We start from the raw sequence: 24,602 nt of genomic DNA, 5'->3' as shown, positions 1-24,602 counted from the left end.
GGATCAACACGGCCGGGCCTTGCTCCACGCGCCTGGCGCCGTTGTTGAATCTTTACATCAGTTTTGTCATGGTAAGACCAAGGAGGCATGTCCTTGTTGACCGTTCTCATGGCGACCTACAATGGCGCCGGCACCTTGCCCCAGGTATTGCGCGCCTACCAGGGCCTGCATCCGCCTGCGGGCGGCTGGCGCCTCGTCATCGCCGACAATGGCAGCACCGACGCCACGGCGCAGGTGATCGCCGCCTTCCGCGGCCGCCTGCCCCTGAGTTCCGTGTATGTGGCGCGGCGCGGCCGCAGTCCCGCCCTGAACGGCGCCGTCGAGCACGCCCTGCGCCTGGGCGGCGACGGCAGCGAGCTGTTCGTCTTTGGCGACGACGATGCCATGCCCGCGCCGGACTGGCTGTGCCGTTTGCAGGCGTGCGCGCGCGCCCACCCTGGCCATGGCCTGTTCGGCGGCGCCATCGTGCCGGCCTGGCGCGAAACGCCGGCGGAGTGGCTGCTGCGCCTGACCCCCGTGGGTTTAACTTGGGGCATCACCAGTCCCGGGCTGCGCGACGGTCCCGTGTATCCCGGCCTCGTCTGGGGCGCCAACATGGCCATCCGCCGCCGTCTCTTCGAGGCGGGCGCCCGCTATGACGAAAGCATCGGCCCCCAGGGCCGCAGCTATGCCATGGGCAGTGAAACCAAGCTGAACCTGGATATCTGCCGGGCCGGCAACCCGTCGTGGTTCTGCCCCCAGGCCAGGGTGGCGCACATCATCCGCGCGCAGCAGGTGCGGCGCGACTGGGTCCTGCGGCGCTCCTGCCTGTTCGGCCGGGGCCAGTGCCGCCTGGCGGTGCCGGCGCCCAGCGTGGAGTGGCTGGGCGTGCCGCGCTGGATGCTGGGCCGCTACCTGCGCGACGCCGTGGCGGCCCTGCGCGCCTGGCTGCGGCGGGACCGCGAAACCCTGTTCCTGCGCTGCTGGGAACTGGCGTGGCTGCACGGTTATTTCCACGAAGCGTGGCGCGGGCGGCGCAAGCGCCTGCCGCGCGTCCTCATCACCAGCTATTCCGGGGAACTGGGCGGCATGGAGCTGCGCATGGCGCAGGAGGCGCAGCTGCTGGGCAAGGCCGGCTACGACAGCGTGCTGGGGCTGCGCCGCTTTCCCGGCTTCGCCGCCTGGGCGCAGGGCCTGCGGCGGCGGCAGCTGCGCGTGGAAGTGTATGAACCGCCCCTGTTCGTCGAGCACTGGGCCTGGCGGCGCTGGAACCTGCTGCGCGCGCGGCTCGCGGGCGCCCGGTCGCTGCTGCGGCTGCGGCCCGACCTGGTGCACGTGGCCTTCTGCTGGACCACCTATGGCGCCTCGATCCTGTGGCTGGCGCGGCGCTGCCGCCTGCCGGCCGTGGTCAGCGTGCACAACGCGTTTCCCCTGGAGCCGCTGAGCGCCTGGCAGCGGCCCCTGCTGCAGGAAGCGTTCCGCGGCGTGAAGGGCGTGTATGCCGTGTCGCCGTCGGCCATGCGGCATTTCCTCGACCTCTACCGCGGCATGCTGGCGCCGGCCACGCGGCTGGCCGTGATCCCGAACGGCGTCGATACGGAGGCCTTCACCGTCTCGCCGCAGCGGCGGCAGCTGGCGCGCCAGCAGCTGGGACTGCCGCCGGACGCGCTGGTGATCGGCTGCGTGGCCCGCCTGTCCGCGCAAAAGCGGCCGCAGGCCCTGCTGGCCCTGTTCGCCCGCCTGCTGCCCCAGTTTCCCCGCCTGTACCTGGTGCTGGCGGGCACGGGACCGCTGGAAGACCTGCTGCGCGAGCAGGTGCGGGCGGCGGGACTGCAGGGGCGGGTGCTGCTGGCGGGATTCCAGCCGCGCATCGACCTGCTGATGCCCGCCTTCGACCTGCATCTGCTGCTGAGCAAGAACGAAGGTTTCGGCATCGCCACCATCGAGGCCATGGCGTGCGGCGTGCCGGCCGTGGGTACGGACGTGCCGGGCACCCGCGACATCCTGCACGGCAGCGGCGGCGGCCTGCTGCTGCCGCTGGACGACGAGGAGGCCGCCTGCCGGGCCGTGGCCGAGCTGCTGCGCGACCCGGCCCGGCGCCGGCGCATGGGGCAGCAGGCCCGCCTGGAGGCGGAGCAGCACTATTCCATGCAGCGCCTGGAGCGGCAGCTGCAGCAGTTCTATGCCGGTCTCGTGTAGCGCCAGGAGCTGTCCCGCATGAATGCCACGCGCCATTCCTTCTTCTTTTCCTTCGCCGAAAAATACACGGTGCTGCTGTTGAGTATCGTGTCCACGATGATCCTGTCGCGCCTGTTGACGCCGGCCGAGGTGGGCGTGTATTCGCTGGGCGCCGTGCTGGTGGCCATGGCCCAGGTGGTGCGCGATTTCGGCGTGGGCCAGTACCTGATCCAGGAAAAGGTGCTGACGCCGGAGAAACTGCGCGCCGCCCTGACGACCAGCGTGGTGGTGGCCTGGCTGCTGGCGGCGCTGGTGCTGGCCGCCAGCGGCCCGCTGGCCCGCTTCTACGACGAGCCGCGCCTGCACCTGGTGCTGCAGTTGCTGTCGATCAACTTCCTGCTGATCCCGTTCAGCGCGCTGACCTTGCCCCTCTTGCGGCGGCAACTGCGCTTTCGCGCCATCTATGCGATCAACGCCGCCAACAGCGTCACCAACCTGCTGGTGGGCGTGAGCATGGCGCTGCTGGGCCACAGTTACATGAGCCTGGTGGCGGCCGTGCTGGCCGGCTCCACCGCTTCGCTGCTGACGAGCCTGGTCGTGCGTCCCCGCGAACTGCCGTGGCTGCCGGGACGGCGGGGCGTGCGGGCCATCGTCTCCTTCGGCGCCTATGCGACGGGGGGCGCTCTGGTGGACGAGGCGGGCGTGGTGGCGCCGGACCTGGTGATCGGCAAGATGCTCGACATCGAGAGCCTGGCCCTGTTCGGCAAGACGCAAAGCATGCTGAGCATTTTCAACCAGGCCATCACGAGCGCCATCTCGCCCGTGGTGTTTCCCCTGTTCGCGGCGCGCGACCGCGAGGAGGGCGGGGCGGGACCCGTCTACCTGCGCACGGTCAGCTACATGACGGCGCTGGCCTGGCCGTTTTTCCTGTTTCTCGCCTGCATGGCCTTGCCCCTTGTCAAAGTGTTGTACGGACCGCAATGGAGCGCGTGTACGCCCTTGATACGCATCATGTGCCTGTCCTCGGCCGTGTATAGCATGTTCAGCATGGCCCGCTACCTGTTCGTGGCGACGGGCCGGATGCGCGTGCAGGCGGGGCTCGATGCCTGGGCCGGCGGCCTGAAGGTGGCGGCGCTGCTGCTGGCGGCGCCCTTCGGCCTGGTGGCCGTGGCCTGGGCCGTGGTCGTCAGCACCCTGTTGCGCAGCTGGCTGATCTATCGCTGCCTGCGCCGTTTCAGCAATCTCGACTGGCGCAGCCTGCTGCCCGCCTTGCGCAAGAGCCTGGCCCTGTGCGCCATCAGCAGTCCGCCGCCGCTGTGCATGCTGCTGTGGATGCCGGCCGACATGCCGCATGCCATCCCGCTGCTGGCGCTGGCAGGCACGGCGCTGGCGACCTTGCTGTGCTGGATCGCCGGGGTCTTTCTGTTGAAACACGAAATCGCCGTGGAGTTTCAGTTAGTGCAACGCAAGCTGCTGGGCCGCTGGCTGGCCGTCAAGTCGCAGTACTGACGGCCGGTCACTGGCGCGGCGGCCAGAAAGGATGACCATGCGTGTCGGTATCTTGTCCTATCCCATGCTGTTCCAGCGCGACGGCGGCTTGCAGGTGCAAGTGCGGGAAACCGTGGCCGCCCTGAACCGGCTGCCGCCCAACCCGGCGCGGCCCCTGGCGGTGCAGCTGGTGGACGCCAACCACGAGCGGCTGGCCGATTTCGACGTGCTGCACGTGTTTTCGGCGAGCAACGGCACCTACCGCATCCTGGAAACGGCCAGCGAGCTGGGCGTGCCCGTGGTGCTGTCGCCGCTGCTGGCGCCCAGCTGGAACCGGGGCAGCGCCTGGCGCGCCCGGCTGGCCGACCGGCTGGCGGGACGCCTGACGGCGTGGATGGTGCAGACGAGCTACGCGCAGACGCGGCGCGCCCTGCACCTGGCCACGCGCGTCATCGCCCTGGGCGAGGCCGAGCGCGATGCCCTCGTGCACGGCTTCGGCCTGGCGGGCGAGGCCATCCGTGTCCTGCCGAACGGGATCAACCCGCATTTCTTCACGGCCAATGGCGACCTGTTCCTGCGCGAGACGGGCATCGCCGTGCCCTTCGTGCTGATGGTGGGCAGCATTTCGCCGTATAAAAACCAGCTGGGGCTGGCGCAGGCGCTGGCCGGCAGCGGCGTCCCCGTGGTGCTGATCGGCGCCGCGCCGCGCGAACAGCAGGCTTATCTGCAGCAGCTGCTGGACTTGCCCCACGTGCGCTGGCTGGGCGCGCTGGACCACGCCGACCCGCTGCTGGCCAGCGCCTACCATGCGGCGGCCGTGGCGGCCTTGCCCAGCCAGGGCGAGGTGTTTCCCCTCAGCGTGCTCGAAGCGCTGGCGGCCGGCACGCCCGTCGTCATGACGTCGCAAAGCGCGCTGGACTTGCCCGATTCCGCCTTTGCGCTGCGCAAGGTGCGCTGGGACGACGGCGCCGCGCAGCGCCTGGCCATCACCGACCTGCTGGCGCTGGCCCCGGAACGGGCGCGGGTGCGGGCCCTCGTGGAGCGCTTTACGTGGGAGCGCGTGGCGGCGCAGATCGCCGAGTGCTACGGCCAGGTGCACGCCGCCACGGCCGCGCACCCGGCAAGGAGCCGCCATGCTGTTTAATTCCTTCGCCTTCCTGTTCGCCTTCCTGCCCATCGTGCTGGCCGGCTACTTCCTGCTGGACCGCTGGGCGCCCGCGGGCGGCGCCCGTGCAGCCGCCAGCTGGCGCCGCCTGGCACCGGCCGCCTGGCTGGGCGGTGCCTCCCTGTTCTTCTATGCGTGGTGGGATGCGCGCTACCTGCCGCTGCTGCTGGCCTCGATCTGCGTCAATTACGGCGCCGGGCGGATGATCGGTGCCCGCGCGGGCGCGGCCCGCAGGCGCGTGCTGGTGGCGGCGCTGGCGCTGAACCTGGGCCTGCTCGCGTACTACAAGTATGCCAATTTCTTCATCGACAGCGTCAATGCCGTCGCCGGTGCCGCCGGTGCTGGCGCTGCCGGCCTGCCGTGGCATGGCCTCGACATCATCTTGCCGATCGGCATCTCATTCTTCACCTTCACGCAGATCGCCTTCCTCGTCGATTGCTACCGGGGCGAGGTGCGCGAATACCGCTTCCTCCATTACCTGCTGTTCGTCAGCTATTTCCCCCACCTGATCGCCGGCCCCGTGCTGCACCACCGCGACATGATGCCTCAGTTCGCCGACCCGGCCAACGCGCGCCCGCGCGCGGCCAATTTCGCCGTCGGCCTGTCCATCTTCACCATCGGCCTGGCCAAGAAGGTGCTGATCGCCGACAACCTGTCGCCGCTGGCCATCCCCGTCTTCGCGGCCGGCGCCGCGCCCACCCTGATCGAGGCGTGGATCGGTGTGCTGGCCTACACCTTCCAGCTGTATTTCGACTTTTCCGGCTATTCGGACATGGCCATCGGCCTGTCGCGCCTGTTCGGCGTAAAATTGCCGCTGAACTTCAATTCGCCATACAAGGCGGCCAATATCGCGGACTTCTGGCGCCGCTGGCACATGACCTTGTCGCGTTTCCTGCGCGACTATCTATACATCCCCCTGGGCGGCAGCCGCCGCGGCGAGGCCATGCGCTACCGCAACCTGATGCTGACCATGCTGCTGGGCGGCCTGTGGCACGGCGCCGGCTGGACCTTCGTCATCTGGGGCGGCTTGCACGGCCTGTACCTGGTGCTGCAGCAGGCGTGGCAGCGGCACTGCGGCGCGGCGCCGGGGTCCCGCTGGCTGCGCTGGTGGCCGGGCTTGCTGACCTTTCTTGCCGTCATGCTCGCCTGGATCTTCTTCCGCGCGCCCGACGTGGCCACGGCCAGGGACATCGCGGGCGCGCTGGTGGGGGCAAACGGCATCAGCCTGCCGCGCGGCCTGGCCAGCCACGGCGCCAGCCTGGCGCAGTGGGGCCTGCATCCCGCCTTCGACGGCATCCGCTGGATCGAACTGGTGGGACCGGGCTTGCCCGTGTTGCTGGGCGCCATGCTGCTGGCCTTCAGGGCGCCGAACACGCAAGAAATATTCTTTCTCTACGAGCCTGCCATTGAAAGAATCTTTCAGCCTGCCGGACGCTGGAGCGTCAGCTGGCGTCCCACGCGCCGCTGGAGCGTGGGCCTGGCCGCGCTGTTCGTCGCCTGCGTCTTCGGCATGAACAGGGTCACCGAATTTCTCTATTTCCAGTTCTGACCATGGACGCCGCCGCCCGCCGCTACCTCGCCGGCTTTTTCGCCTGCATCGGCCTCGTGCTGGGCGCCGTCTCGTTCCTCAACTACCAGGTCGATCCCTACCTGCTGCACCAGTGGGACAGCCCCTTGCTGCAGCGCCCGCGCCAGCTCAATGAAAAGCTCGGTGCCTGGGCCAAGACCTACGCCGTGGCGCGCTACCGGCCCGCCGTCGTCTACATCGGCAATTCGCGCACGGAAATGGGCCTGCCGACGGGCGTACGCGCCTTGTTCGACGGCAAGAGCGTCTTCAACAGCGCCGTGTCCGGCGCCTCGGTCGGCGACGCCATCCGCCTGGCCGAGCATGCGGCCACGGTCAGCCCCGTCGAGACCATGGTGTGGGGCATCGACGCGCCCACGTTTTCCCTGCAGATGGGGGCGGCGCGCGTGGAAGGCAGCCTGACGGACCCCGGCCACGGCTTTTTCGCCCGGCGCGCCCTCGTCAACCTGCAGCGGGGACTGACCCTGGACATGACGCAGGACAGTCTGCGCATCCTCACGGGCACCGCCGGCGACGTCTGCCGCTCCAACCTGGCCAGGTACGGGCAGCGCGACGAGACGTGCACCCTGGCGGGCATGCGCCACTGGCTCGGCACGCGGGACGCCATCCCCGTGCGGCTGCAGGAATTCGGCGACGGAGCGGGGCCGACGCCGCCCTCGACAACGGCGTTTGATGCCAGCATCGGCAAGCTGTGCCGCGGCAGCCTGCGCCTGCGCCTGTACATCAATCCCACGCACGCGCTGACCTTGTACGCGCTGCACTGGCGCGGCAAGTGGGATGCCATGCAGGCCTGGCAGCGGGGACTGGTGCAGGTCGTCGCGCGCCACCGCCGGCAGGGCTGCGACGTGCGCCTGCATGATTTTTCCGGCTTCAACAGCATCACGACGGAAGCGACGCCGCTCGTCAGCGGCAAGCCCGACATGCATTATTACTGGGAAGTGTCGCATTACCGGGACAACGTGGGCCGCATGATCCTGGCGCGCCTGTTCGGCGGCGGCACGCCGCCACCGGCCGATTTCGGTGTCGAGCTGACCCCAGCCAGCGTCGACGCCCACCAGGCGGCCATGCGCGCGGCGCGCGAGCGCTACCGAGCGGACCACGCGCGCGAGACGGACTATGCGCAGCAGGTGCTGGACGGGCCGCTGATCCGGCGCTGAAGCGGGGGAGGCGCCATGGCGTTCGATACCTTTCCGCCCGCCGTCCGACCCCTCGTCCCGGCCGCGCCGCCGCTTCCCGGCATCCTTGCCGGCGTCCCTCGCAACAGCTCCGGCATGCGCCGCCACACCGAATTTTTCCACTTCCAGCCCTGACCATGGATACCACCGCCCGCCGCTACCTCGCCATCTTCCTCGCCTGCGTGCTGGCCGCGCTGGCCCTGATCTCGGCCGTGAATTACCGCATCGATCCCTACCTGCTGCACCAGTGGGACAGCCCCCTGCTGCAGCGCCTGCGTCCCACCTACGAAAAGCTCAGCGCGTGGGGCAAGACGTATGCCGTGGCGCGCTACCGGCCCGCCGTCGTCTACATCGGCAATTCGCGCACGGAAATGGGCTTGCCGACGGGCGTGCGCGCCCTGTTCGACGGCAAGAGCGTGTTCAACAGCGCCGTCTCGGGCGCCTCCATCGGCGAGGCCATGCGCCTGGCCGAGCACGCGGCCAGGGTCAGCCATGTGGACACCATGGTGTGGGGCATCGACGCCCCCTCGTTTTCCCTGGAACTGGGCTCGGCCGGCGTGGAGCCGGGCCTGACGGCCGGCGGCCCCGCGTTTTTCGCGCGGCGCGCCCTGCTCAACATCAAGCGGGGCCTGGCGCTGGACATGACGCGCGACAGCTGGCGCATCCTCAGCGGCACCTATGACGGCGTGTGCCTGTCCAGTCTGGCCCTGCATGGCCAGCGCGACGCGTCCTGTCTCACCAGCCGCCACCGTACCTGGGCCGGAACGGCGCGCGCCTTCACGCCGCGCCTGCAGGAATTCGGCGATGGCCTGGGACCGACGGCGCCCGCGCTGCGCGCCTTCGATGCCAGCATCGGCACGCTGTGCCGGGGCGGCACGCGCCTGCGCCTGTACATCAATCCCACGCACGCGCTCACGCTCGACGCCCTGTACTGGCGCGGCAAGTGGGACGCCATGGAGCGGTGGCAGCGCGACCTGGCGCAACTGGCGCAGCGCCACCGCGACGCGGGCTGCGACGTGCGCCTGTACGATTTTTCCGGCTTCAACAGCATCACCAGCGAGCCGATCCCGCAGGTGACGGGGGCGGGCGCGATGCGCTATTACTGGGAAGCGTCGCACTACCGCGACAACGTGGGCCGCTTCATCCTGGCGCGCCTGTTCGGCGGCCCGCAGGCGCCGCCCGCCGATTTCGGCGCCGAGCTGACGCCGGCCGGCATCGGCGCCCACCAGGCGGCCATGCGCGCCGCGCGCGAGCGCTACCACGCGCAGCATGGCGCCGAAACGGCCTACCTGCGTCACGCCTTGAGCTTGCCCCGCGAACCGAAATAGGCGAGTACGGGGCCAGGCGTACGCCGCAGGGCAGGGCGCTTGCGCTATGATGCTGTTTTGCCATCCAGCAAGTTCCAGGACGCCCCATGAAAATCGCCTTCTTTGCCAGCCAGCCCTATGACCGCCGCTTCTTCGATGAAGCCCTGCCGTCCCAGCCCGACGCCGCCGGCATCGAACTGGTGTACCACAGCGCCTTGCTGAGCCAGGAAACCGTGGTGCTGGCGCAAGGCACCGAGGCCGTCTGCGTCTTCGTCAACGACGTGCTCGACGCGCCCGTGCTGCAAGCCTTGCACGGCTACGGCGTGCGCGCCATCCTGCTGCGCTGCGCCGGCTACAACAACATCGACCTGGAAACGGCGCAGCGCCTGGGCTTCTTTGTCGCCCGCGTGCCCGCGTATTCGCCGGAAGCCGTGGCCGAATACACGCTGGCCCTCGTGCAGACCCTGAACCGCCACACGCACCGCGCCTACGCCCGCGTGCGCGAAGGCAATTTCTCGCTGGACGGCCTGCTGGGCGCCACCCTGCACGGCAAGACGGTGGGCATCGTCGGCACGGGCAAGATCGGCCTGGCCACGGCGCGCATCTTCAAGGGCTTCGGCTGCACCGTGCTGGGCCACGACCCGTACCCGGCGCCCGCGTTCGCCGAACTGGGCACGATGGTCGAATTGCCGCGGCTGCTGGCCGAGTCCGATATCGTCTCCCTGCATTGCCCCCTGATAGAGAGTACGCGCCACATGATCAGCGCAGCGACCTTGCCGCAGATGAAGCAGGGTGCCATGCTGGTGAACACCTCGCGCGGCGGCCTGATCGACACGGGCGCCGTCATCGAGGCGCTCAAGTCGCGCCAGCTCGGTTCGCTCGCCATCGACGTCTACGAGCAGGAAAGCAATCTGTTCTTCCAGGACCGCTCGTCTGACATCATCGACGACGACATCTTCCAGCGCCTGATGACCTTCCCGAACGTGCTGGTGACGGGCCACCAGGGCTTCTTCACCATCGAAGCGCTGCGCGAAATCGCCGCCATCACCTACCACAACCTGGCATGCTTCCGCGAGGGCAGGGCGTGCGGCAACATCGTGCTCAGCTGATCTTCTTGGCTTTCGGCTTGGGCGGCGGCTTCGGTTTCGGCTGGGGCAAGGCGTCGGCCGTGCGCCGCGCCAGCTGGCTGAGCCAGTCGCGCTCGTCCCACAGTCCGCCGTCGATGAGGAAATACGGCTTGGCTTGCGGGTAGGGCGGCGCTTCCTGCAGCGCGCCTTGCGCGGTGATCCAGGCGCGGCCCGCCTCCGTCGGCTTGATGAAGAGCATGTCGTCGGCGACGATGGCGAACATCTTGCCGTCGCAATACAGGCCGTACTCGCCAAACATCTTCTTCGCGCTGACGCCGCCCGCGCCCGCCAGCTGGTCGAGCAAAAAATCCACCGTGCCTTGCTGTGATGCCATGCCTGTCTCCCTGTCGTTCCGTGCCCTGGAAACGCCAGTGTAGCGCACGCCGTTTGCGCCGGCGGCGACTTTTTCGGCGCAGGCAGGGCCGGAGCAGGGCCGAAACAGGGCCGAACCGGGCCGAACCGGGCTGGAATGGGGCCGGGATGGCCGGAAAACGGCTACACTGCGGTATTGATTATTTTGCACCGGATTTCCCCATGACTGCGCACGCCATCCTTCACCACGGCATCACCATCGCCACCCTGGCCGCCAGCCAGGACGTGGCCCGGCATTGCGCGCCTGGCAACACGGCCATCCGCCAGCAGGACGACGGCTGGTGGCTGTATTTCGTCGACGCAGACGGCACGGTCGACGGCTACGACAGCCCGTTTGCCAGCCACGCCGAAGCGCTGCGGGCGGCCAAGGCCGCAGCCGAGTTCAGCGCGGAATGACGCCCAGTCCCTGGGCCGTCCTGGGCTTGCCGCAAGCGCCCGTGCCCGAGGCGGAAAGCGCGGACTACGGCGCCTGCCGCGCCGACCTGCATGGCCTGCGCCTGGTCCTGCGCGTGGCGAAGACCACGCCGACGAAAACCGGCCAGTTCGTCACCGTCTGGAAGCGCCTCCATCCCGCAGCCGACATCGCCCCACTGGATGAAGCGGACCCCGTCGATGCCGTCGTCATCGCCGTGGCCGATGGCGCGCAGCACAGCTTGTTCATTTTCCCCCGCGGCGTGCTGCTGGAAAGGGGCGTGATGTCGCGCGCCGGCGCCGGCGGCAAGCGCGCCCTGCGCGTGTATCCGCCGTGGTGCGCGCCGGCATCCACCCAGGCGCAGCGCACGCAACGGTGGCAGGCGCGGTGGTTTGTGGCGGCGGGGGAGCAGTTGCGGCTGACCCAGTTGCTGGAGCAAGCTGTCTAAACGTCAAATTCCAGGCAAACCAACTCTCGTGGCAGCCAGTTTGCAACTGTTGGATAGTTTTTATTTGGAAAATATCTATATGGTTTTGCCATGTTATTGTAGCCAGCGCTGCCTTTTTTTAATTATATGGGAGAAGAATATGGGTAGCCTCAGTATCTGGTATTGGATGATCATTTTGGTAGTTATGTTCACCGCTATTTTCCCCGCCTGGAAGATTGTCTCCAAGGCGGGATTTTCTGGCTGGTGGGGTTTTTGTCATTCATTCCAGTCGTCGGATTTTTTGCCCTGTGGAAATTTGCGTTGATCGAGTGGCCTGCCAAGGCGTCTGCTGATAAATAACTTTAATTAAAATTAGATATGATTAATTTTAATTGGGAGTCAGTGTTGAGGAGTTAAGTTTTGAGCGATATACTTCGAAGATGTGACATCTGATTCTTGGTTTTATCAACTGACTAAAAATAGAAGGCAGTATGGATAATGTCGCTGAACTGAAGAGGTTAATCACGCAGATATTGGTTCTTATTTTCCAACCTGAGCCACAGACATTAAAGAAAATCCTGGTGATGCTTGATGCAATTACATCCCCGGAAAAATCTGAATCGTGGAAAGTGCTCGGTGATGCACTACTTGATGAGGCGAAAAAAAATAGCACGTCGGATGCCGATGCGCTCTTTTTAATTGTGGTGGGTAGTAGTTGCGTGGGAGTGTCAATAGGATTAAAACGTGAGGAAAACCGCAAGGCTTCGCAAGCCTGAGCCTGCATTAGAGACAGACTCTCTATCCAACAGGATGCGATCATATTTCTAGTTTTACGCTTGCGCCTGCAGGTAAATGTATCGCCAACGCAGCACACAAAACTTCATGCAGGAGTCAGTCCTTTTGATTTTTTCTGATAGTTGGGAATATCACGCAGGAACGATATTAAACAGGCGCATGGCATCCGGCATTTCCACTGCCGCTATCAGCTGGACCGCTCTGCCGGCAGCGGTGAGGTGGCTCTTAGCGCGGTCGAATATCGCGACGGCCTTTTTATCCGTTAAGGCGACCTCGAATAACCGATTTTTGACGGAGTGAGGTAGCGCGCAAATCACTTGCGGCATATTTCAGATCAACTTCAGCGCAGAGCGCGGATGGCGCGGTGATGTGGAGGAGGTGGAGAGCGCGACGGAACGGAGCAATTGGCGCCCATTTAAGCCCTAACTAAGCCCTAACTACTGCACAGAAGGCGGCCAAACAACGTTCCTTCAGAAACACCAGCCGTTTCAGGCTATAGCTTGCCGCCTTGAGGTGCAAGACGAAGGTGACACGGACGATGCCCATGCAGCGTACGAGCTTGCCGCCCATTTGCGCCAGCGCGCCGAAGACATGTTCGACGCGGGCGCGCGGTGTGGCGATGCGGCGGTAGCGTTTCTTTTGCGGCTCGGAGATGCCCTTGGTGGCACTGGCTTTGCGCTGGGGTGCAGGCGCCAGCCAGTTTGTTTTAGTGTTGCCTCACGTTCGGCGGTGGGATAACCGCGATCGGCATATACATCGCGGCTGGTGTTGCTGAGATCAAGGAGCGATTCGAATACCGTGGTGTCGGCCACGGCAGCATGGGTGACGACCATTTTGCCCAGCAGCTTGTTGCGCTTGTCCACGCTGGCATGCAGCCTGTAGCCGAAGTAGCTCTTGCCGTGTTTCTTGGTCCAGCGCGCGTCGACATCCTTCTGTGCCCGCTTGTACGCCTTCCAGCTCAGCGGCATGGTGCCCTGCTCGACGATGTCGGCTTCTTCGCGCTTGTTGCGCTGGACCGGCGCCTGCACCAGAGAGGCGTCAACGATCTGGCCGCAGCGCGCCATGTACCCGTTCTGCTGTAGTTGTTGTTGTTGTTGTTGTTGTTGTTGTTGTTGTTGTTGTTGTTGTTGTTGTTGTTGGCCTTGCTGAAACACGAGCGTACCCGAGCCGGCTTGCGCCAGACGGTCACGGCATGGCCCAATCGTCTTGGCGTCGGGGATGCTGCTGCTCTCGATCAAATCCAGAAACTGCAGGAAGCTGTGGCGGTCCAGCAACTGATATTCCAGCGTGTCATCGGCCAGGTTGTAGAGCTGTTGAAGCACCAAGATACTGACCATCAACACCGTCGGATACGGAGGACGGCCACCCTTGGCGTGCGACGGTCTCGGCGCGGCGGCATCGATGCCGGCAGTCAGCGCCTCGAAGTCCACATGTTTGGTCAAGCCGACCAGTGGATCGCCGATTTTCGTACGGCGATCCGCGCGTTCATGTTCGGCAAACAGACTGATCCGGGGCTTCATCATCGCGGCTACTCGCTGGACGGGGGGATGCCCAAATTTTATCGGCTCAGGCCATCAGGTGGTGGATTTTTAGAGGCCGCCTTCAGTGGTGGTCATGGGACAAACACACCAGCCTGAACATTATGAACCACAGTATCCGAGCCACCAGCGGAAATAGTTGCCCGTGCTCCACCGTCCAAGAAATTTCCTTGGATGAAATTCAATGTACCAGTTGACCGGATTGCGTAGTTATCGGCATTTGTGGCCGTCCCGGTCTTAGCGACGTAGTTTCCCGTTGCCATTGCTCTTGTCCCGGTAAGGAGAATCTCGGTATGTTGATTACCAAACGACTGTATCGTGTTTCCAGTCACCAGTGCCCGATCCCCTAACGAAACACACGCGGAACCCCATGCACCTTTGAAGCGGTTGCCATTTACTTGGCTGTACGTGCCCCCTGTGATAGGAATACCATCAAGGTGACCGACAATGTCACAGTTGGAGACATTCGCCTCGCCATCTGCCCACACTGCGGCCCCCCGGTATCCAGTAAATTTGGTGTCATTCACTCTCACATGACCCGCATAGTTTGCCCCGCCATGGATCACCACCGCATTGTAGGTATCTCCGCCGCCAGCCGTCTGCCAAAAATTGCAGTTATTGATATAGACGATATCGCAATTTTCTGAGCGCACCGCATTCGTGCAGTATTCTGTGATAATCCCGCTTAGGAATGGTCCATCATTACATAGAGTGTCCTGTAGAATGCCGTCAGTGAACGCAGTCACCCAGAGGTTATCGAGGTGAATTTGGTTGCAGTTCTGCATGTGCATGCCAGTTCCCTTTGTACTGCCACCCTCGCTGAGAATGCCCATATCCCGGATGTAGCTCGGCGGTCCACCGATTACACGGTAGTAGTGTAGCAACGCATCTCCGGCTGAGGGACGTGTCCCAAAAGTTTCATAATCCTTATAGATGATAGTGGAGTGGTACGCTCCTTGTCCGTAAAACAACCCTTCCATGCCCCACACGCGCTGTAAGGGACGGGTCAGCTTGAACTGACCTACTGGCAGTAGCACCACGCGGCTTCCCCATAGCGCAAGTTGAATACCGATGGTATCCCACGAATCGTTGTTCGTGAATGCCTTGGTGGCAGCCGTTATGGCAGGGTCAGGAGTGTAAGCAGGGTTGAAGTAGGCGCTACCGGCAGGATAACGGTTCCATGGCTCACCCGTAATGTCAACGCCATCATCGGCAGGAGTACGGCCTGTGCCATTACCAAGCGCACCAAACCAGAGCACATTGACAGCATCATCAAACATGCGCTTCCATCGCCGCTCACTAAAATCGATAATCACCGTCCCGCCGTTGTCCACACTGGTCGTATCACTATCGTCATGCTGGAAGAGTCCGGCAATTCCTGTGGAGGTAATCCGTACCAGAGTAGCTGTTCCAGTATAGGCTCGCAAGCTGCGGTAGTCAGCGATACCATGGATGGCAATATCGGTATCATTAAGCCAGTTAATCACAGTTTCGGTCATTAGAGTAGTAGAGGTCATTGTTTCCTTTAAAGTGTTTGCAATGTCTGTAAATTTACAAGGCTAATATTTAGCTGACACAACAGGCGTTTCCTTATATGGAGCATTACCAGAGACAGCAGCATGCTCCGCTACACTGGTCAAAAAGCAGTCACGATGGACGATTGATTTCATCTTCGGACGTTTATATTATGCACTGTAACTGTCAAGATCCCCCGGTGGTCCAGCAACTGATATTCCAGCGCGTCATCGGCCAGGTTGTAGAGCTGTTGAAGCACCAAGATATTGACTATCAACACCGTCGGATACGGAGGACGGCCACCCTTGGCGTGCGACGGTCTTGGCGCGGCGGCATCGATGCCGGCAGCCAGCGCCTCGAAGTCCACATGTTTGGTCAAGCCGACCAGTGGATCGCCGATTTTCGTACGGCGATCCTCGCGTTCATGTTTGGCAAACAGACTGATCCCGGGCTTCATCATCGCGGCTACTCGCTGGACGGGGGGATGCCCAAATTTTACCGGCTCAGGCCAGCAGGTGGTGGGTTTTTAGAGGCCGCCTTCTGTGGCGAACCGATTCATCACTGGTGCCGCGACGGCTGAGGAAGGCATTGGCGAGCGTGGACGCCTGTGGCAAGCGATTGAAGGGCGGGACCAGTCGGACGAGCGGGACGTTTGGAAAATCAGGACGGCCATTTGCGTCGTGCATCTGATGGACAGTGCTGCGTCTGCTGAAACACTAGAGTATTTTTTTGTGTTTTGGCAGCAAGGAGGCTTGGCGCAGGCTGAACTCGAGGCCGCTGTTCGGGACCAGTATGGCATTTGAGGCGGCTGCAACCGGCCACAAGCGGTCGGAGCGAGAATAAGGACAGAGACGTATGCTTGCAGTTATGCAAATCATCACCGGTATCATCAGTGTCGCGTGCGCCGTCATGATCGCCTTGTATGCGACGTGGTTATTGCTGCATCGGCTGAGGCAACAAGCGTCCACGCGCCTGGCGTTCAGCAAGTGGCTGCGTCATCTGTTCGAGGCAGTCATGGGCCTCTAGGATTCATCGTGCCTGCTGTCCGCACTGGCGGCGCAAGCTGCCGGCGACGGCACGCGGCCGGGAGCGGGCGCTTGTCACCTTGCTGTCGTTATCGGCCACCTTCAATCTGTCGCGCACCGGCGAAATGCAAAGACGCCGTGGCAACTTCCAATGGCACCATATCATGCATCCAGCCTATGAATATTCGCTATACCTCCGATCGGCCATGCGCCGGGGCCTTCAAGGCACTGTACGATACGACCGGCTGGGGGCCAGTCTCACGTGGGGCTGCGTTCTATCAGGAGGCGCTTGACGGCTCCTGGTGTTCGCGATCGGCTTATTCTGGCGGCCAACTGCTTGGTTTTGTGCGCGTCATTTCGGATGGGCGCCTGCACGCGTTTGTCACCGAGATGATTGTTCACCCGGAATTTCAGCAGCAAGGAATCGGCGCAGCTTTGCTCAGTTCACTTCTTGACGCTTGTCGCGACGCAGGCATTTCAGATATTCAGCTTTTCTGCGCCAAAGGCAAGTCGCCATTCTACGAGAAGCTTGGGTTCTCCTCACGACCGGAAGATTCGCCTGGCATGCAATTCAATGCAGGCACGTGAGCAGTCGTTCAAGCCATCGCGGCACGTCAGAGACGGCGCAACGCGCATGTCTCGCGTGGAATGGGGACAGGCCGGGACGGTAACTGGCCAACAGCAGGCTGCCGGCCGTCGCCAGCTGATGTGCCCAGCCGCTTTTTATATCAGATCAAGAAAGAGAATTTCCCCCACGAAGCCACTTCGTTTGTTACGCTGCGCAACGCTGGTCATTGCATGCTTGGCAGCATCGGCAGTCATTGCTCAAACGTCAATTGCCGAACAACAGGATGCACGGGTCATAGAAACTTTGCGTCAGAACGGCGCGGATGTCAGCAAAGTACATGACATCGATTTCTTTCTTGTTTTTATGCGCAAGGCCGACGCGGTTGCCACTGCAGAAAAGATCAGCGCCTTGGGATACGAGATCGTGGGCATTGGCCAGCCGCCCAACTCGAAGCGATGGGAAATTCACGCCAGGCGCAAGATGGTGCCAGAGTTGCAGGCAATGCAGGCCACTACACGCGCGCTGCAATCCCTGGCGGAAGTTCGCAACGAGTATTACGGCGGCTGGGATGCTGTCGGAGTCCAATAGCCGATACCGCGGGACGAACGGCTTCATAGCGCCCGCGGCCACCACGGGGCGTTAACCGCCATGCAAGGCCATGGCGCCAGCCCGTCGCGCTGCACGATTGCAGCTTGCCTATCCCACCTTGCTCACCACATACCGGTACTTCCCCGACGCCTCCGCCGCGATCGCGTCGACTTCCTCGATGGCGATGTCCACCTGCGCGCCCAGCCTGGCCCGGAAGCCGGCGACGATGGCGCTGCGCGTGGCGTCGTCCAGGCGCGGCTGGCAGACGAGCTGCACGCGGGTCTGCTGCAGGCTTTCCTGGATGATCTTGAAGCCGCGCACCTGCGGCAGTTCGCGCACGATGTAGACGAGGGCCAGGCCGTGCATGACGGTGCCGTCCTGCGCCGTGACGAAATCCGTGCTGCGGCCCTCGATCTTCTGCAGCAGGGGCAGGCCGCGGCCGCAGGCGCAGGGCCGGGTGGCCAGGGCGCCCACGTCGCCCGTGGCGTAGCGGATGAAGGGATAGTCCTGCGTGGCCAGGTGGGTGACGACGATCTGGCCGGCGCCGCCGGCGGGCAGGGGCTGGCCCGTGGCGTCGACGATTTCCACGATGATGTCCTCGGCCGTGACGTGCATGCCGCCTTCCGGGCATTCGTGGGCGATGAAGCCCGCGTCGCGCCCGCCGTAGCCGTTGGCCACGGGGCAGCCGAAGGCGGCGGCGATCTGCGCGCGCTGTTCGTCGTACAGGCGCTCGGCCGTCACGAACGCCACTTTCACGCCCAGGCCGTCGAGCGGCAAGTGGTGCGCGCCGGCGTGGCTGGCGACGCGGCACAGGGCGGACGGGTAGCCGAACAGCATGCGCGGGCGCCAGTCGCGCAGGGTGGCCACGTAGGCGGCCAGCCGGTCGGGCGACATGTCAAAGGCGGGCAGCAGGGTGGTGCGCAGCAGCGCATCGCGCAGGCGGCGCAGGCGGTCCTGCGCTCCCAGTTCGATGGGCGAGCCCCACAGCACGGCTTCGCGGTCGCCGATGTCCACGCCCCACCAGCGCGTGGCGCGCCACTTGGCGGCGATGTCATGGCTGATGCGGCGCCGTCCCAGGAAGAACAGCAGCGGTTCGCCGCTGGAGCCGCCCGTGGCGAACGGGCGCAGGCCCCTGGCGCGCGAGGACTTGAAGCTGTCGCGCGCGCCGGCGATGTCCGCTTTGCGCAGCAGCGGCAAGCGGGCCAGGTCCGCCAGTTGCCGCACCTCGGCGGGATCGAAGCGGCTGCGGGCGAAAAGGTCGCGGTAATAGGGCACGTGGTCGCCCGCGTGGCGCAGCAGGCGGCGCAGGCGCGCCAGCTGCCAGTCGCGCAGTTGCTGCTCGCTCCACCACTGCGAGCGCTCCATGCGCCGCAGCAGGCGCGCGCTGTGGTGGCCCTTGAGCCATTCATGCAGGGGAAAGAGCCAGTGGGCGACGAGGCGGGTGTAGGCGCCGGGACGGGGCGCGGCGCGGATGCGCCGGTAGTGCGCGGCCAGGCGCGGCGCGATGCCTTGCCACGCAAAGCCGGCCGCATGCGCCAGGCCGGCGGCGGCCTGCGCGCGCGCGCGCGGCGCATCGTCCAGCAGCGCCAGGATGGCCTGCGCCATGGCGGCAGGATCGCCGGGCGGCACCAGCAGCGCCGTCCTGCCATGCTCCAGCAGGGCCGGGATGCCGCCCACATTGGTGCTGACGACGGGCACGCCGCAGGCCAGCGCTTCGAGCACGGAGACGGGCATGTTGTCGGCCAGGCTGGGATTGAGGACGATGTCGCTGGCGTGATACAGGGCGGGCATGGCGGCGTTGTCCACCGCGCCGGCGAAGGCGACGCCGTCGCGCACCCCCAGCGCGGACGCCAGCCTGGCCAGCGCGGCGCGCTGCGGCCCGCTCCCCGCCAGCACCAGGCGCGCCGCGGGATGGCGTGCGCGCACGATGGCAAAGGCGCGCACGGCGCTGGCATTGTCGTACAGGGCTTCGAGGTGGCGCGGCACGAGGATGCAAGGGGCCAGTGGCATCCGTGCGCGCGGCGGGCCGGGCGTGAAACGCTGCAGGTCCAGCACGTTCGGCACGATGTGGGCCGTGTGGCCGTGGGCTTCGAAGACGCCGGCCAGGAAGGCCGAGGGCACGACGATGGCGCTGGCGCGGCGCAGGCTGAACGACACCAGGCGCGGCGAGCGGGCGAAAAAGGCGGCCGCCTCGCCGCCCCGGTAATTGAGCAGGGCCGGCTTGCCTTTCAGGCTGGCGACCCACAGGGCGGGCGCGGCGTGCAGATGCCAGGACCAGCCGGAATTGGCCATGACGTGGAACAGGTCGACCGTATCGGCGGCGCGCCACAGGCGCCACAGGTGCAGCGGCAGGCGCAGGGCGGCGCGCAGGTAGCGGATGCGCGCCAGCCAGGGCGGCAGCTGCGGCCCGTTGACGGCCAGCAGCTGCACCTGCGCGCCATCGGCGCGCAGCAGCGCCGCCAGCTGCGCCGTCTGGTTGGCCATGCCGCCGGCCGGCGGCGGCACGGGACCGACGAGGGCGATGCGCAGGCCGCTCAGGATCATGGCCGCGCTCCCGGCGCGCGCGCGGGCCCGGCCAGGCGCGCATACACGGGCGCATAGCGGCCCACGCTGGCGCCCCAGCTGCGCTGCGTGTCGACAAAGGCGCGCGCCTGGCGCCGTAGCGCCGGCCAGTCGGCTGGCGCCAGCAGCAGGGCCAGGACGGCCTGCGCCAGCGCTTCGCCGTCGCCGGCGCGAAACAGCATGCCCGTCTTGCCATGCTCGATCAGTTCGCGGTGGCCGCCCACGTCGGAGGCCACCACGAGGCGCCCCTGCGCCATCGCCTCGAGCGGTTTCAAGGGCGTCACCAGCTCCGTCAGGCGCATGGGCAGGCGCGGATACACGCAGATGTCGAGCAGCCGGTAATACCCGCCCACCTGCGCGTGCGGCACGCGGCCCGCAAAGACGACCTGGCCGGCCACGCCCAGTTCGGCCGCCAGCGCCGCCAGCGCCGCTTCCTGCGGGCCGCCGCCGGCCAGCAGCAGGCGCAGGGCGGGCTGCGCGGCCAGCATGCGCGGCATGGCGCGCAGCAGCAGGTCCAGGCCTTCGTAGGCGTAGAACGAGCCGATGAAGCCGATGACAGGGTGGCCCTCCAGCCCCAGCGCGCGGGCCAATGCCGGATGATCCTGGGTATGAAAGGCGTCCGCATCGACGGCGTTGGGGATGACGGTGATCTTGTGCGCCGGCACGCCGCGCGCGCACAGTTCGCGCCGCAGGCCGTCGCAGATGGTGGTGACGGCGTCGGCGCGGCGCAGCGCGTAGGTCTCCAGCGCCCGGGTCAGGCGGTAGCGCAGGCCGCCCGGCGGGCTGCTGCCATGGTCGGCGGCCGCGTCTTCCCAGAAGGCGCGCACTTCGTAGACGACGGGGATGCCCAGCGCGCGGCCCGCGTTGAGGGCGGCGATGGCGTTCAGGACGGGCGAGTGCGCGTGCAGGATGTCGGGCCTGAGGCGCTGCGCCAGATGGCGCAGGCGCACGGCCAGGCCGATGATGACGGACGCCTGGCGCAGCACGGGCAGGCGCGCCCACCAGCGCGCATCGGGTGCCGTGCGGTAGAAATGCCAGCCGTCGACGAGCTGCTGCGCGCCGTCGGACCGCCCCTGCTTGGCACTGGTGAGCTGCATGGTGTGCCAGCCCAGCGCGCGCTGCTGCCGCAGGATGGCCAGCGTGCGGAAGGTGTAGCCGCTGTGCAGGGGCAGCGAGTGGTCGAGGATGTGCAGGATGCGCATGGAGTCACTCCAGCGCCATGGCCGGCGCGGGCGCCGCCGCCTTGCGGCCGTCCGTGGGCAGCACCTGGCGCAGGAAGGCTTCGAACATCAGCAGCGACCACAGGGGCGCGCTGTAGTCGCGCCGTCCCGAGGCATGCTGCTCGAGCAGCAGGCGTACGTAGTCCATGTCGAACAGGCCGCACTGCGCCAGGGCGGGACCCAGCAGCCGCTGCTGCAGGCGCTGGCGCAGGGGGCCGCGCAGCCAGTCGGCCAGGGGCACGGAAAATCCCATCTTCTGGCGGTACAGCAGTTCGTCGGGCAGCAGCGGGCGCAGGGTTTTTTTCAACAGGTACTTGCCTTCGCCGCCGCGCAGCTTGAGCTGCGGCGGCAGGCCGGACATCCACGCCACCAGCTCGTGGTCGAGCAGGGGCGAGCGCACTTCCAGCGCATGCGCCATGCTGGCGCGGTCGACTTTCGTGAGGATGTCGCCGGGCAGATACGTCTTCAAGTCCAGGTACTGCACCTGCGACAGCGGGTCCTGCGCGGGACTGGCCAGGGCGTGGCGGCGCAGCACTTCCACGGCGCGGTAGCCGTGCAGGCTGCGCCGCAGCTCGGGGCTGAACAGGCGCGCGCGCATGGCGTCGCCCAGCAGGCTGACGCCGTGAAAGTACGCGTCCGTCGTGTCGCGCGCCAGGCCCTCGAAGGTGGTCCTGGCGCGCAGGAAGCGGGGCGCCCAGTCGGCCTTCGGGTACAGCCGGCCCAGGGTGCCGAACAGCGACTGGCGCAGGCCGGCCGGCAGCATGCCCCTGACTTTTTCCTCCCGCGTGTGCAGGCGGTAGCGCCGGTAGCCGGCCATGCTTTCATCTCCGCCGTCGCCCGACAGGGCCACCGTGACCCGCTGGCGCGCCAGCTGGCACACGCGCCAGGTGGGCATGGCGGAACTGTCGGCGAACGGTTCGTCGTACAGGGTGGCCAGCTGGTCGATCAGGTCGAAGTCGTCCTGTTCCACCTGGCGCGCGTGGTGCAGGGTGCCGTAGCGGCGCGCCACCAGGTCGGCGTAGCGCGCCTCGTTCCAGGCCGGGTCGCCGAACGAGATGGAGCAGGTGTTCACGGGCGTGGGGCTGGCGCCCGCCATCAGCGCCACGACGGCGCTCGAATCGACGCCGCCGGAGAGGAAGGCGCCCAGCGGCACCTCGGCCACCATGCGGATGCGCACGGCCTCGCGCAGGCGCGCCAGCAGTTCCTCGGCCAGCTGCGCCTCGCCGGCGGGGGGATGCGGCAGGAAGGGCACGTCCCAGTAGGTTTGCGGCGCGGGCAGGGGCTGGCCGGCGCGGATGGACAGCGTATGCCCGGGCGGCAGCTTGCGCGCCTGCCGGAAGATGCTGCGCGGCTCGGGCACGTAGCCGTAGGCGAAATACTCTTCCACGGCCAGCGGGTCGAGCGCGCGCGGCATGGCCGGATGCGTGAGCAGGGCTTTCAGTTCGGAGCCGAACAGCAGGGTGCCGTCGTCCGCCTCGCCGTAGTACAGGGGTTTGACGCCCAGACGGTCGCGCGCCAGGAACAGCAGGTGGCGCCGGCGGTCCCACAGGGCGAAGGCGAACATGCCGCGCAGGCGCCGCACGCACTGCTCGCCCCACTGTTCCCAGGCGTGGACGATGACTTCCGTGTCGCTGCTGGTGCGGAAGGCATGGCCGAACTGGCGCAATTCCGCCATCAGGCCGCGGTAGTTATAGATTTCGCCATTGAAGACGATGGCGATGCTGCGGTCGGCGTTGAACAGCGGCTGCTGGCCGCTGGCCAGGTCGATCACGGACAGGCGCCGGTGCGCCAGGCCCAGGCCCGGCTCGCGGTGCAGTCCCCCTTCGTCGGGACCGCGGTGGCGCAGGCTGTGGTTCATGCGCGAGAGCAGTCCCAGGTCGATGTCGCGCTGGCCCTGCAAGTCGAAGATGCCGGAAATGCCGCACATGGTAGGCCTCTCAGGGGTAGGTGGACAGGGGGGACGGGACGCGCGCGCCCGTCAGGCGGTCGTACACGGCCAGGTAGGCGCCGGCCATGGCGGGCAGGCTGTGCTCGGCCAGCACCTGGCGCCGCCCGCGCGCGCCGTGGCGGGGGCCCAGCTCGGGCATGCTGTAGTAGTCGAGCATGGCGTCGGCCAGCATGTCGGGCGAGCCGGGCGGCACCAGGGTACCGCTCCAGCCCGACTGCACCAGTTCCGCATTGCCGCCCACCTGCGTGGCGACGACGGGCAGGCCCGTGGCCATGGCTTCGAGGATGGTGTTCGAGCTGCCTTCGGCCAGCGAGGGCAGCACGAACAGGTCCATGGCGCGCAGCAGCCGGGCCACGTCGTCGCGCGCGCCGGGCAGCCAGGCCAGGTGGGCCGCGCCCGCCTGCTGCAGCAGGGTCAGGCAAGCGTCGCGGCATGGCCCGTCGCCGATGATCATCAGGCGCAGGCGGGCGCGGGCGCCCGGCTGCGCCAGCAGCAACAGGAAGGCTTGCACCAGCGAGCGGTAATCCTTGACGGCGGCCATGCGCCCCACGCTGCCGATGACGAAGGCGCCGTTGCACAGGAAGCCGGGCGGTCCCACGGCGGCGGGCGGCCCCAGGCGCGGGTGGAACTGCACGCTGTCGACGCCGTTGCCGATGTGCGACACCCGCGCGGGCGCGGCGCCGATGACGTCCACCAGCCAGTGTCCCAGGTCGGCGCTGACGGCGATGAAATGCTGGATCAGCGGCAGCAGGCACTTGCGCAGCAGCCGGTACTTGCGGCTGGTGCCGTGCAAGTCGCCGATGTCGCGCCCGTGCTCGCCATGCACGCGCAGGCGCACGCCCGCGAGCCAGGCCAGCAGCTGCGCCTCGATGCAGCCCAGGTTGCGCGTGTGTACGATGGCCGGCTGCAGCCGCTTGATCACGCGGTACAGGCGCAGGTAGTGGCCCCAGTCCTTGCCTTCGCGCTTGCCCAGGCTGATGATTTCCACGCCCGGTGCCGTCAGGCGCTGGCGGAAGGCGGTGGCGTTCTTCAGGCAGACGATGGCGTGGCGGTAGCGTCCGGGCGGCAGGTGGTTGATCAAGTTGACGAGGCCGTTTTCCAGCCCGCCCACGTCGAGCTGGTGGATCACGTGCACGATCAGCGGCGCGCCGTCGCCGCCCGCGCCGCCAGGCCCGCGCCCGTGGTCGCGCTGGTTATCGGTATCAGGCGCCATGCGGCAGCTCCCGCAGGCGCTCTTCGATGGCGGGCAGGGCGGCGCGCAGGAAGGCTTGCAGTGCCGCGCGCGGCGGCGGCGCCAGCTCGTCGTAGGACATGCAGACGATGATTTCCGCGCCATCCTGGCGCATGCCCAGCAGCCTGGCCCTGGCCAGCAGCAGTTTCACCAGCACGGGTTCGGCGGTGGCGATGCCGCCCTGGCGGTAGAAGCGCCACACCAGCAGGCGCTCGCCGCCCCGTGCCAGCACGCTTTCGCGCACGGCCAGGGTGCCGGCGGCCAGCGCTGGGTGCCGCATGCGGTGCGCCAGCGGCATCCAGCGCTCGCCGTACGGCCGGGACTGGTGCGCCAGCAGTTCGGCGTCGCGCGCCTGGCGCGCATACCAGGCCAGCTGCAGGCCGGCCTGCGCGCCCCC

At 66.4% G+C, this 24,602-nt stretch carries 22 protein-coding genes and 1 pseudogene; 14 read left to right on the top strand and 9 right to left on the bottom strand.

Features of this window, described 5'->3' with window-relative positions; genetic code table 11:
- Positions 1–93: 93 nt before the first annotated feature.
- From AC07VL_RS27075 to AC07VL_RS27040, 8 genes are all read left to right on the top strand, one after another.
- A complete protein-coding gene (locus tag AC07VL_RS27075; RefSeq protein WP_494808604.1) occupies positions 94–2,178 on the top strand; it encodes a glycosyltransferase in 2,085 nt (694 codons plus the stop codon).
- A gap of 18 nt (positions 2,179–2,196) precedes the next feature.
- The gene (locus AC07VL_RS27070) at positions 2,197–3,666 is read left to right on the top strand and encodes a lipopolysaccharide biosynthesis protein (protein WP_494808603.1); all 1,470 of its coding nucleotides are present in this window, start codon (positions 2,197–2,199) and stop codon (positions 3,664–3,666) included.
- 37 nt (positions 3,667–3,703) lie between these two features.
- Complete coding sequence (locus AC07VL_RS27065; RefSeq protein ID WP_494808602.1) at positions 3,704–4,789, top strand: glycosyltransferase family 4 protein; 1,086 nt, start codon at positions 3,704–3,706, stop codon at positions 4,787–4,789.
- Positions 4,779–6,359, top strand: a complete 1,581-nt coding sequence (locus AC07VL_RS27060) for an MBOAT family O-acyltransferase (protein ID WP_494808601.1) — start codon at positions 4,779–4,781, stop codon at positions 6,357–6,359. Before AC07VL_RS27065 ends, AC07VL_RS27060 begins: the two co-directional genes overlap by 11 nt.
- 2 nt (positions 6,360–6,361) lie before the next feature.
- Entirely contained in the window at positions 6,362–7,552 is a 1,191-nt protein-coding gene (locus AC07VL_RS27055; protein WP_494808600.1) for a hypothetical protein, read from the top strand.
- Positions 7,553–7,567: 15 nt separating this feature from the next.
- Complete coding sequence (locus AC07VL_RS27050) at positions 7,568–7,705, top strand: hypothetical protein (protein WP_494808599.1); 138 nt, start codon at positions 7,568–7,570, stop codon at positions 7,703–7,705.
- A gap of 2 nt (positions 7,706–7,707) precedes the next feature.
- The gene (locus AC07VL_RS27045; RefSeq protein ID WP_494808598.1) at positions 7,708–8,898 is read left to right on the top strand and encodes a hypothetical protein; all 1,191 of its coding nucleotides are present in this window, start codon (positions 7,708–7,710) and stop codon (positions 8,896–8,898) included.
- An 86-nt stretch (positions 8,899–8,984) separates the two neighbouring features.
- On the top strand, positions 8,985–9,986 hold the full coding sequence (locus tag AC07VL_RS27040) for a 2-hydroxyacid dehydrogenase (RefSeq protein WP_494808597.1): 1,002 nt from the start codon (positions 8,985–8,987) through the stop codon (positions 9,984–9,986).
- On the opposite strand, the gene AC07VL_RS27035 is transcribed toward AC07VL_RS27040, so the two are convergent.
- Complete coding sequence (locus AC07VL_RS27035; RefSeq protein WP_494808596.1) at positions 9,979–10,338, bottom strand: TfoX/Sxy family protein; 360 nt, start codon at positions 10,336–10,338, stop codon at positions 9,979–9,981. The genes AC07VL_RS27040 and AC07VL_RS27035 overlap by 8 nt on opposite strands.
- A 200-nt stretch (positions 10,339–10,538) precedes the next feature.
- Here AC07VL_RS27035 and AC07VL_RS27030 point away from each other — a divergent pair, with 200 nt between their 5' ends.
- The 3 genes from AC07VL_RS27030 (at position 10,539) to AC07VL_RS27020 (ending at position 11,991) form a co-directional block, all read left to right on the top strand.
- Positions 10,539–10,772 (top strand): hypothetical protein, encoded by a 234-nt coding sequence (locus AC07VL_RS27030; RefSeq protein ID WP_494808595.1) that lies wholly within the window; start codon positions 10,539–10,541, stop codon positions 10,770–10,772.
- Entirely contained in the window at positions 10,769–11,236 is a 468-nt protein-coding gene (locus AC07VL_RS27025; RefSeq protein WP_494808594.1) for a MepB family protein, read from the top strand. The genes AC07VL_RS27030 and AC07VL_RS27025 overlap by 4 nt, the downstream gene beginning before the upstream one ends.
- Positions 11,237–11,706: 470 nt before the next feature.
- Positions 11,707–11,991: a hypothetical protein gene (locus AC07VL_RS27020; RefSeq protein WP_494808593.1), complete on the top strand. Its 285-nt coding sequence runs from the start codon at positions 11,707–11,709 to the stop codon at positions 11,989–11,991.
- A 445-nt stretch (positions 11,992–12,436) separates the two neighbouring features.
- Here AC07VL_RS27020 and AC07VL_RS27015 read toward each other — a convergent pair.
- The 3 genes and pseudogenes from AC07VL_RS27015 to AC07VL_RS27005 form a co-directional block, all read right to left on the bottom strand.
- Positions 12,437–13,530, bottom strand: a pseudogene (locus AC07VL_RS27015) (IS5 family transposase).
- 92 nt (positions 13,531–13,622) lie between these two features.
- Complete coding sequence (locus AC07VL_RS27010) at positions 13,623–15,065, bottom strand: putative phage tail protein (protein ID WP_494808592.1); 1,443 nt, start codon at positions 15,063–15,065, stop codon at positions 13,623–13,625.
- Between the two features lie 149 nt (positions 15,066–15,214).
- Positions 15,215–15,520, bottom strand: coding sequence for a transposase (locus tag AC07VL_RS27005; RefSeq protein ID WP_494808613.1), 306 nt, complete (start codon positions 15,518–15,520; stop codon positions 15,215–15,217).
- Positions 15,521–15,930: 410 nt separating this feature from the next.
- On the opposite strand from AC07VL_RS27005, the gene AC07VL_RS27000 reads away from it, so the two are divergent.
- The 3 genes from AC07VL_RS27000 (at position 15,931) to AC07VL_RS26990 (ending at position 17,244) form a co-directional block, all read left to right on the top strand.
- Positions 15,931–16,089 (top strand): hypothetical protein, encoded by a 159-nt coding sequence (locus tag AC07VL_RS27000; protein ID WP_494808591.1) that lies wholly within the window; start codon positions 15,931–15,933, stop codon positions 16,087–16,089.
- A 176-nt stretch (positions 16,090–16,265) separates the two neighbouring features.
- Positions 16,266–16,676, top strand: a complete 411-nt coding sequence (locus AC07VL_RS26995) for a GNAT family N-acetyltransferase (RefSeq protein ID WP_494808590.1) — start codon at positions 16,266–16,268, stop codon at positions 16,674–16,676.
- Positions 16,663–17,244, top strand: coding sequence for a ribonuclease E inhibitor RraB (locus tag AC07VL_RS26990; protein ID WP_494808589.1), 582 nt, complete (start codon positions 16,663–16,665; stop codon positions 17,242–17,244). Before AC07VL_RS26995 ends, AC07VL_RS26990 begins: the two co-directional genes overlap by 14 nt.
- Before the next feature lie 108 nt (positions 17,245–17,352).
- Here AC07VL_RS26990 and AC07VL_RS26985 read toward each other — a convergent pair whose 3' ends face one another.
- The 5 genes from AC07VL_RS26985 to AC07VL_RS26965 all read right to left on the bottom strand — a co-directional run.
- On the bottom strand, positions 17,353–19,788 hold the full coding sequence (locus AC07VL_RS26985) for a glycosyltransferase (protein WP_494808588.1): 2,436 nt from the start codon (positions 19,786–19,788) through the stop codon (positions 17,353–17,355).
- A complete protein-coding gene (locus AC07VL_RS26980) occupies positions 19,785–21,008 on the bottom strand; it encodes a TIGR04063 family PEP-CTERM/XrtA system glycosyltransferase (protein ID WP_494808587.1) in 1,224 nt (407 codons plus the stop codon). Before AC07VL_RS26980 ends, AC07VL_RS26985 begins: the two co-directional genes overlap by 4 nt.
- A gap of 4 nt (positions 21,009–21,012) precedes the next feature.
- Positions 21,013–22,953: an XrtA/PEP-CTERM system amidotransferase gene (locus tag AC07VL_RS26975; RefSeq protein WP_494808586.1), complete on the bottom strand. Its 1,941-nt coding sequence runs from the start codon at positions 22,951–22,953 to the stop codon at positions 21,013–21,015.
- 10 nt (positions 22,954–22,963) lie between these two features.
- Positions 22,964–24,187: a TIGR03088 family PEP-CTERM/XrtA system glycosyltransferase gene (locus AC07VL_RS26970; RefSeq protein WP_494808585.1), complete on the bottom strand. Its 1,224-nt coding sequence runs from the start codon at positions 24,185–24,187 to the stop codon at positions 22,964–22,966.
- The coding region (locus AC07VL_RS26965; protein WP_494808584.1) for an exosortase C-terminal domain/associated protein EpsI at positions 24,177–24,602 on the bottom strand (426 nt) is incomplete at its 5' end. The genes AC07VL_RS26970 and AC07VL_RS26965, both read right to left, overlap by 11 nt.

The sequence above is a fragment of the Janthinobacterium sp. GW821-FHT03C08 genome (genome assembly GCF_059420905.1).
The sequence above is the reverse complement of the archived record's forward strand: the minus strand, read 5'-3'. Positions and strand labels throughout refer to the sequence as shown.

Coding starts and splice junctions, on each gene's coding strand:
- AC07VL_RS26985 (WP_494808588.1), bottom strand. CDS start 19,788: ATGATCCTGAGCGGCCTGCGCATCGCCCTCGTCGGTCCCGTGCCGCCG.
- AC07VL_RS27070 (WP_494808603.1), top strand. CDS start 2,197: ATGAATGCCACGCGCCATTCCTTCTTCTTTTCCTTCGCCGAAAAATAC.
- AC07VL_RS26995 (WP_494808590.1), top strand. CDS start 16,266: ATGAATATTCGCTATACCTCCGATCGGCCATGCGCCGGGGCCTTCAAG.
- AC07VL_RS27050 (WP_494808599.1), top strand. CDS start 7,568: ATGGCGTTCGATACCTTTCCGCCCGCCGTCCGACCCCTCGTCCCGGCC.
- AC07VL_RS27035 (WP_494808596.1), bottom strand. CDS start 10,338: ATGGCATCACAGCAAGGCACGGTGGATTTTTTGCTCGACCAGCTGGCG.
- AC07VL_RS27025 (WP_494808594.1), top strand. CDS start 10,769: ATGACGCCCAGTCCCTGGGCCGTCCTGGGCTTGCCGCAAGCGCCCGTG.
- AC07VL_RS26990 (WP_494808589.1), top strand. CDS start 16,663: ATGCAGGCACGTGAGCAGTCGTTCAAGCCATCGCGGCACGTCAGAGAC.
- AC07VL_RS26970 (WP_494808585.1), bottom strand. CDS start 24,187: ATGGCGCCTGATACCGATAACCAGCGCGACCACGGGCGCGGGCCTGGC.
- AC07VL_RS27040 (WP_494808597.1), top strand. CDS start 8,985: ATGAAAATCGCCTTCTTTGCCAGCCAGCCCTATGACCGCCGCTTCTTC.
- AC07VL_RS27060 (WP_494808601.1), top strand. CDS start 4,779: ATGCTGTTTAATTCCTTCGCCTTCCTGTTCGCCTTCCTGCCCATCGTG.
- AC07VL_RS27065 (WP_494808602.1), top strand. CDS start 3,704: ATGCGTGTCGGTATCTTGTCCTATCCCATGCTGTTCCAGCGCGACGGC.
- AC07VL_RS27005 (WP_494808613.1), bottom strand. CDS start 15,520: ATGAAGCCCGGGATCAGTCTGTTTGCCAAACATGAACGCGAGGATCGC.
- AC07VL_RS27045 (WP_494808598.1), top strand. CDS start 7,708: ATGGATACCACCGCCCGCCGCTACCTCGCCATCTTCCTCGCCTGCGTG.
- AC07VL_RS27020 (WP_494808593.1), top strand. CDS start 11,707: ATGGATAATGTCGCTGAACTGAAGAGGTTAATCACGCAGATATTGGTT.
- AC07VL_RS27055 (WP_494808600.1), top strand. CDS start 6,362: ATGGACGCCGCCGCCCGCCGCTACCTCGCCGGCTTTTTCGCCTGCATC.
- AC07VL_RS27000 (WP_494808591.1), top strand. CDS start 15,931: ATGCAAATCATCACCGGTATCATCAGTGTCGCGTGCGCCGTCATGATC.
- AC07VL_RS26980 (WP_494808587.1), bottom strand. CDS start 21,008: ATGCGCATCCTGCACATCCTCGACCACTCGCTGCCCCTGCACAGCGGC.
- AC07VL_RS27030 (WP_494808595.1), top strand. CDS start 10,539: ATGACTGCGCACGCCATCCTTCACCACGGCATCACCATCGCCACCCTG.
- AC07VL_RS26975 (WP_494808586.1), bottom strand. CDS start 22,953: ATGTGCGGCATTTCCGGCATCTTCGACTTGCAGGGCCAGCGCGACATC.
- AC07VL_RS27010 (WP_494808592.1), bottom strand. CDS start 15,065: ATGACCTCTACTACTCTAATGACCGAAACTGTGATTAACTGGCTTAAT.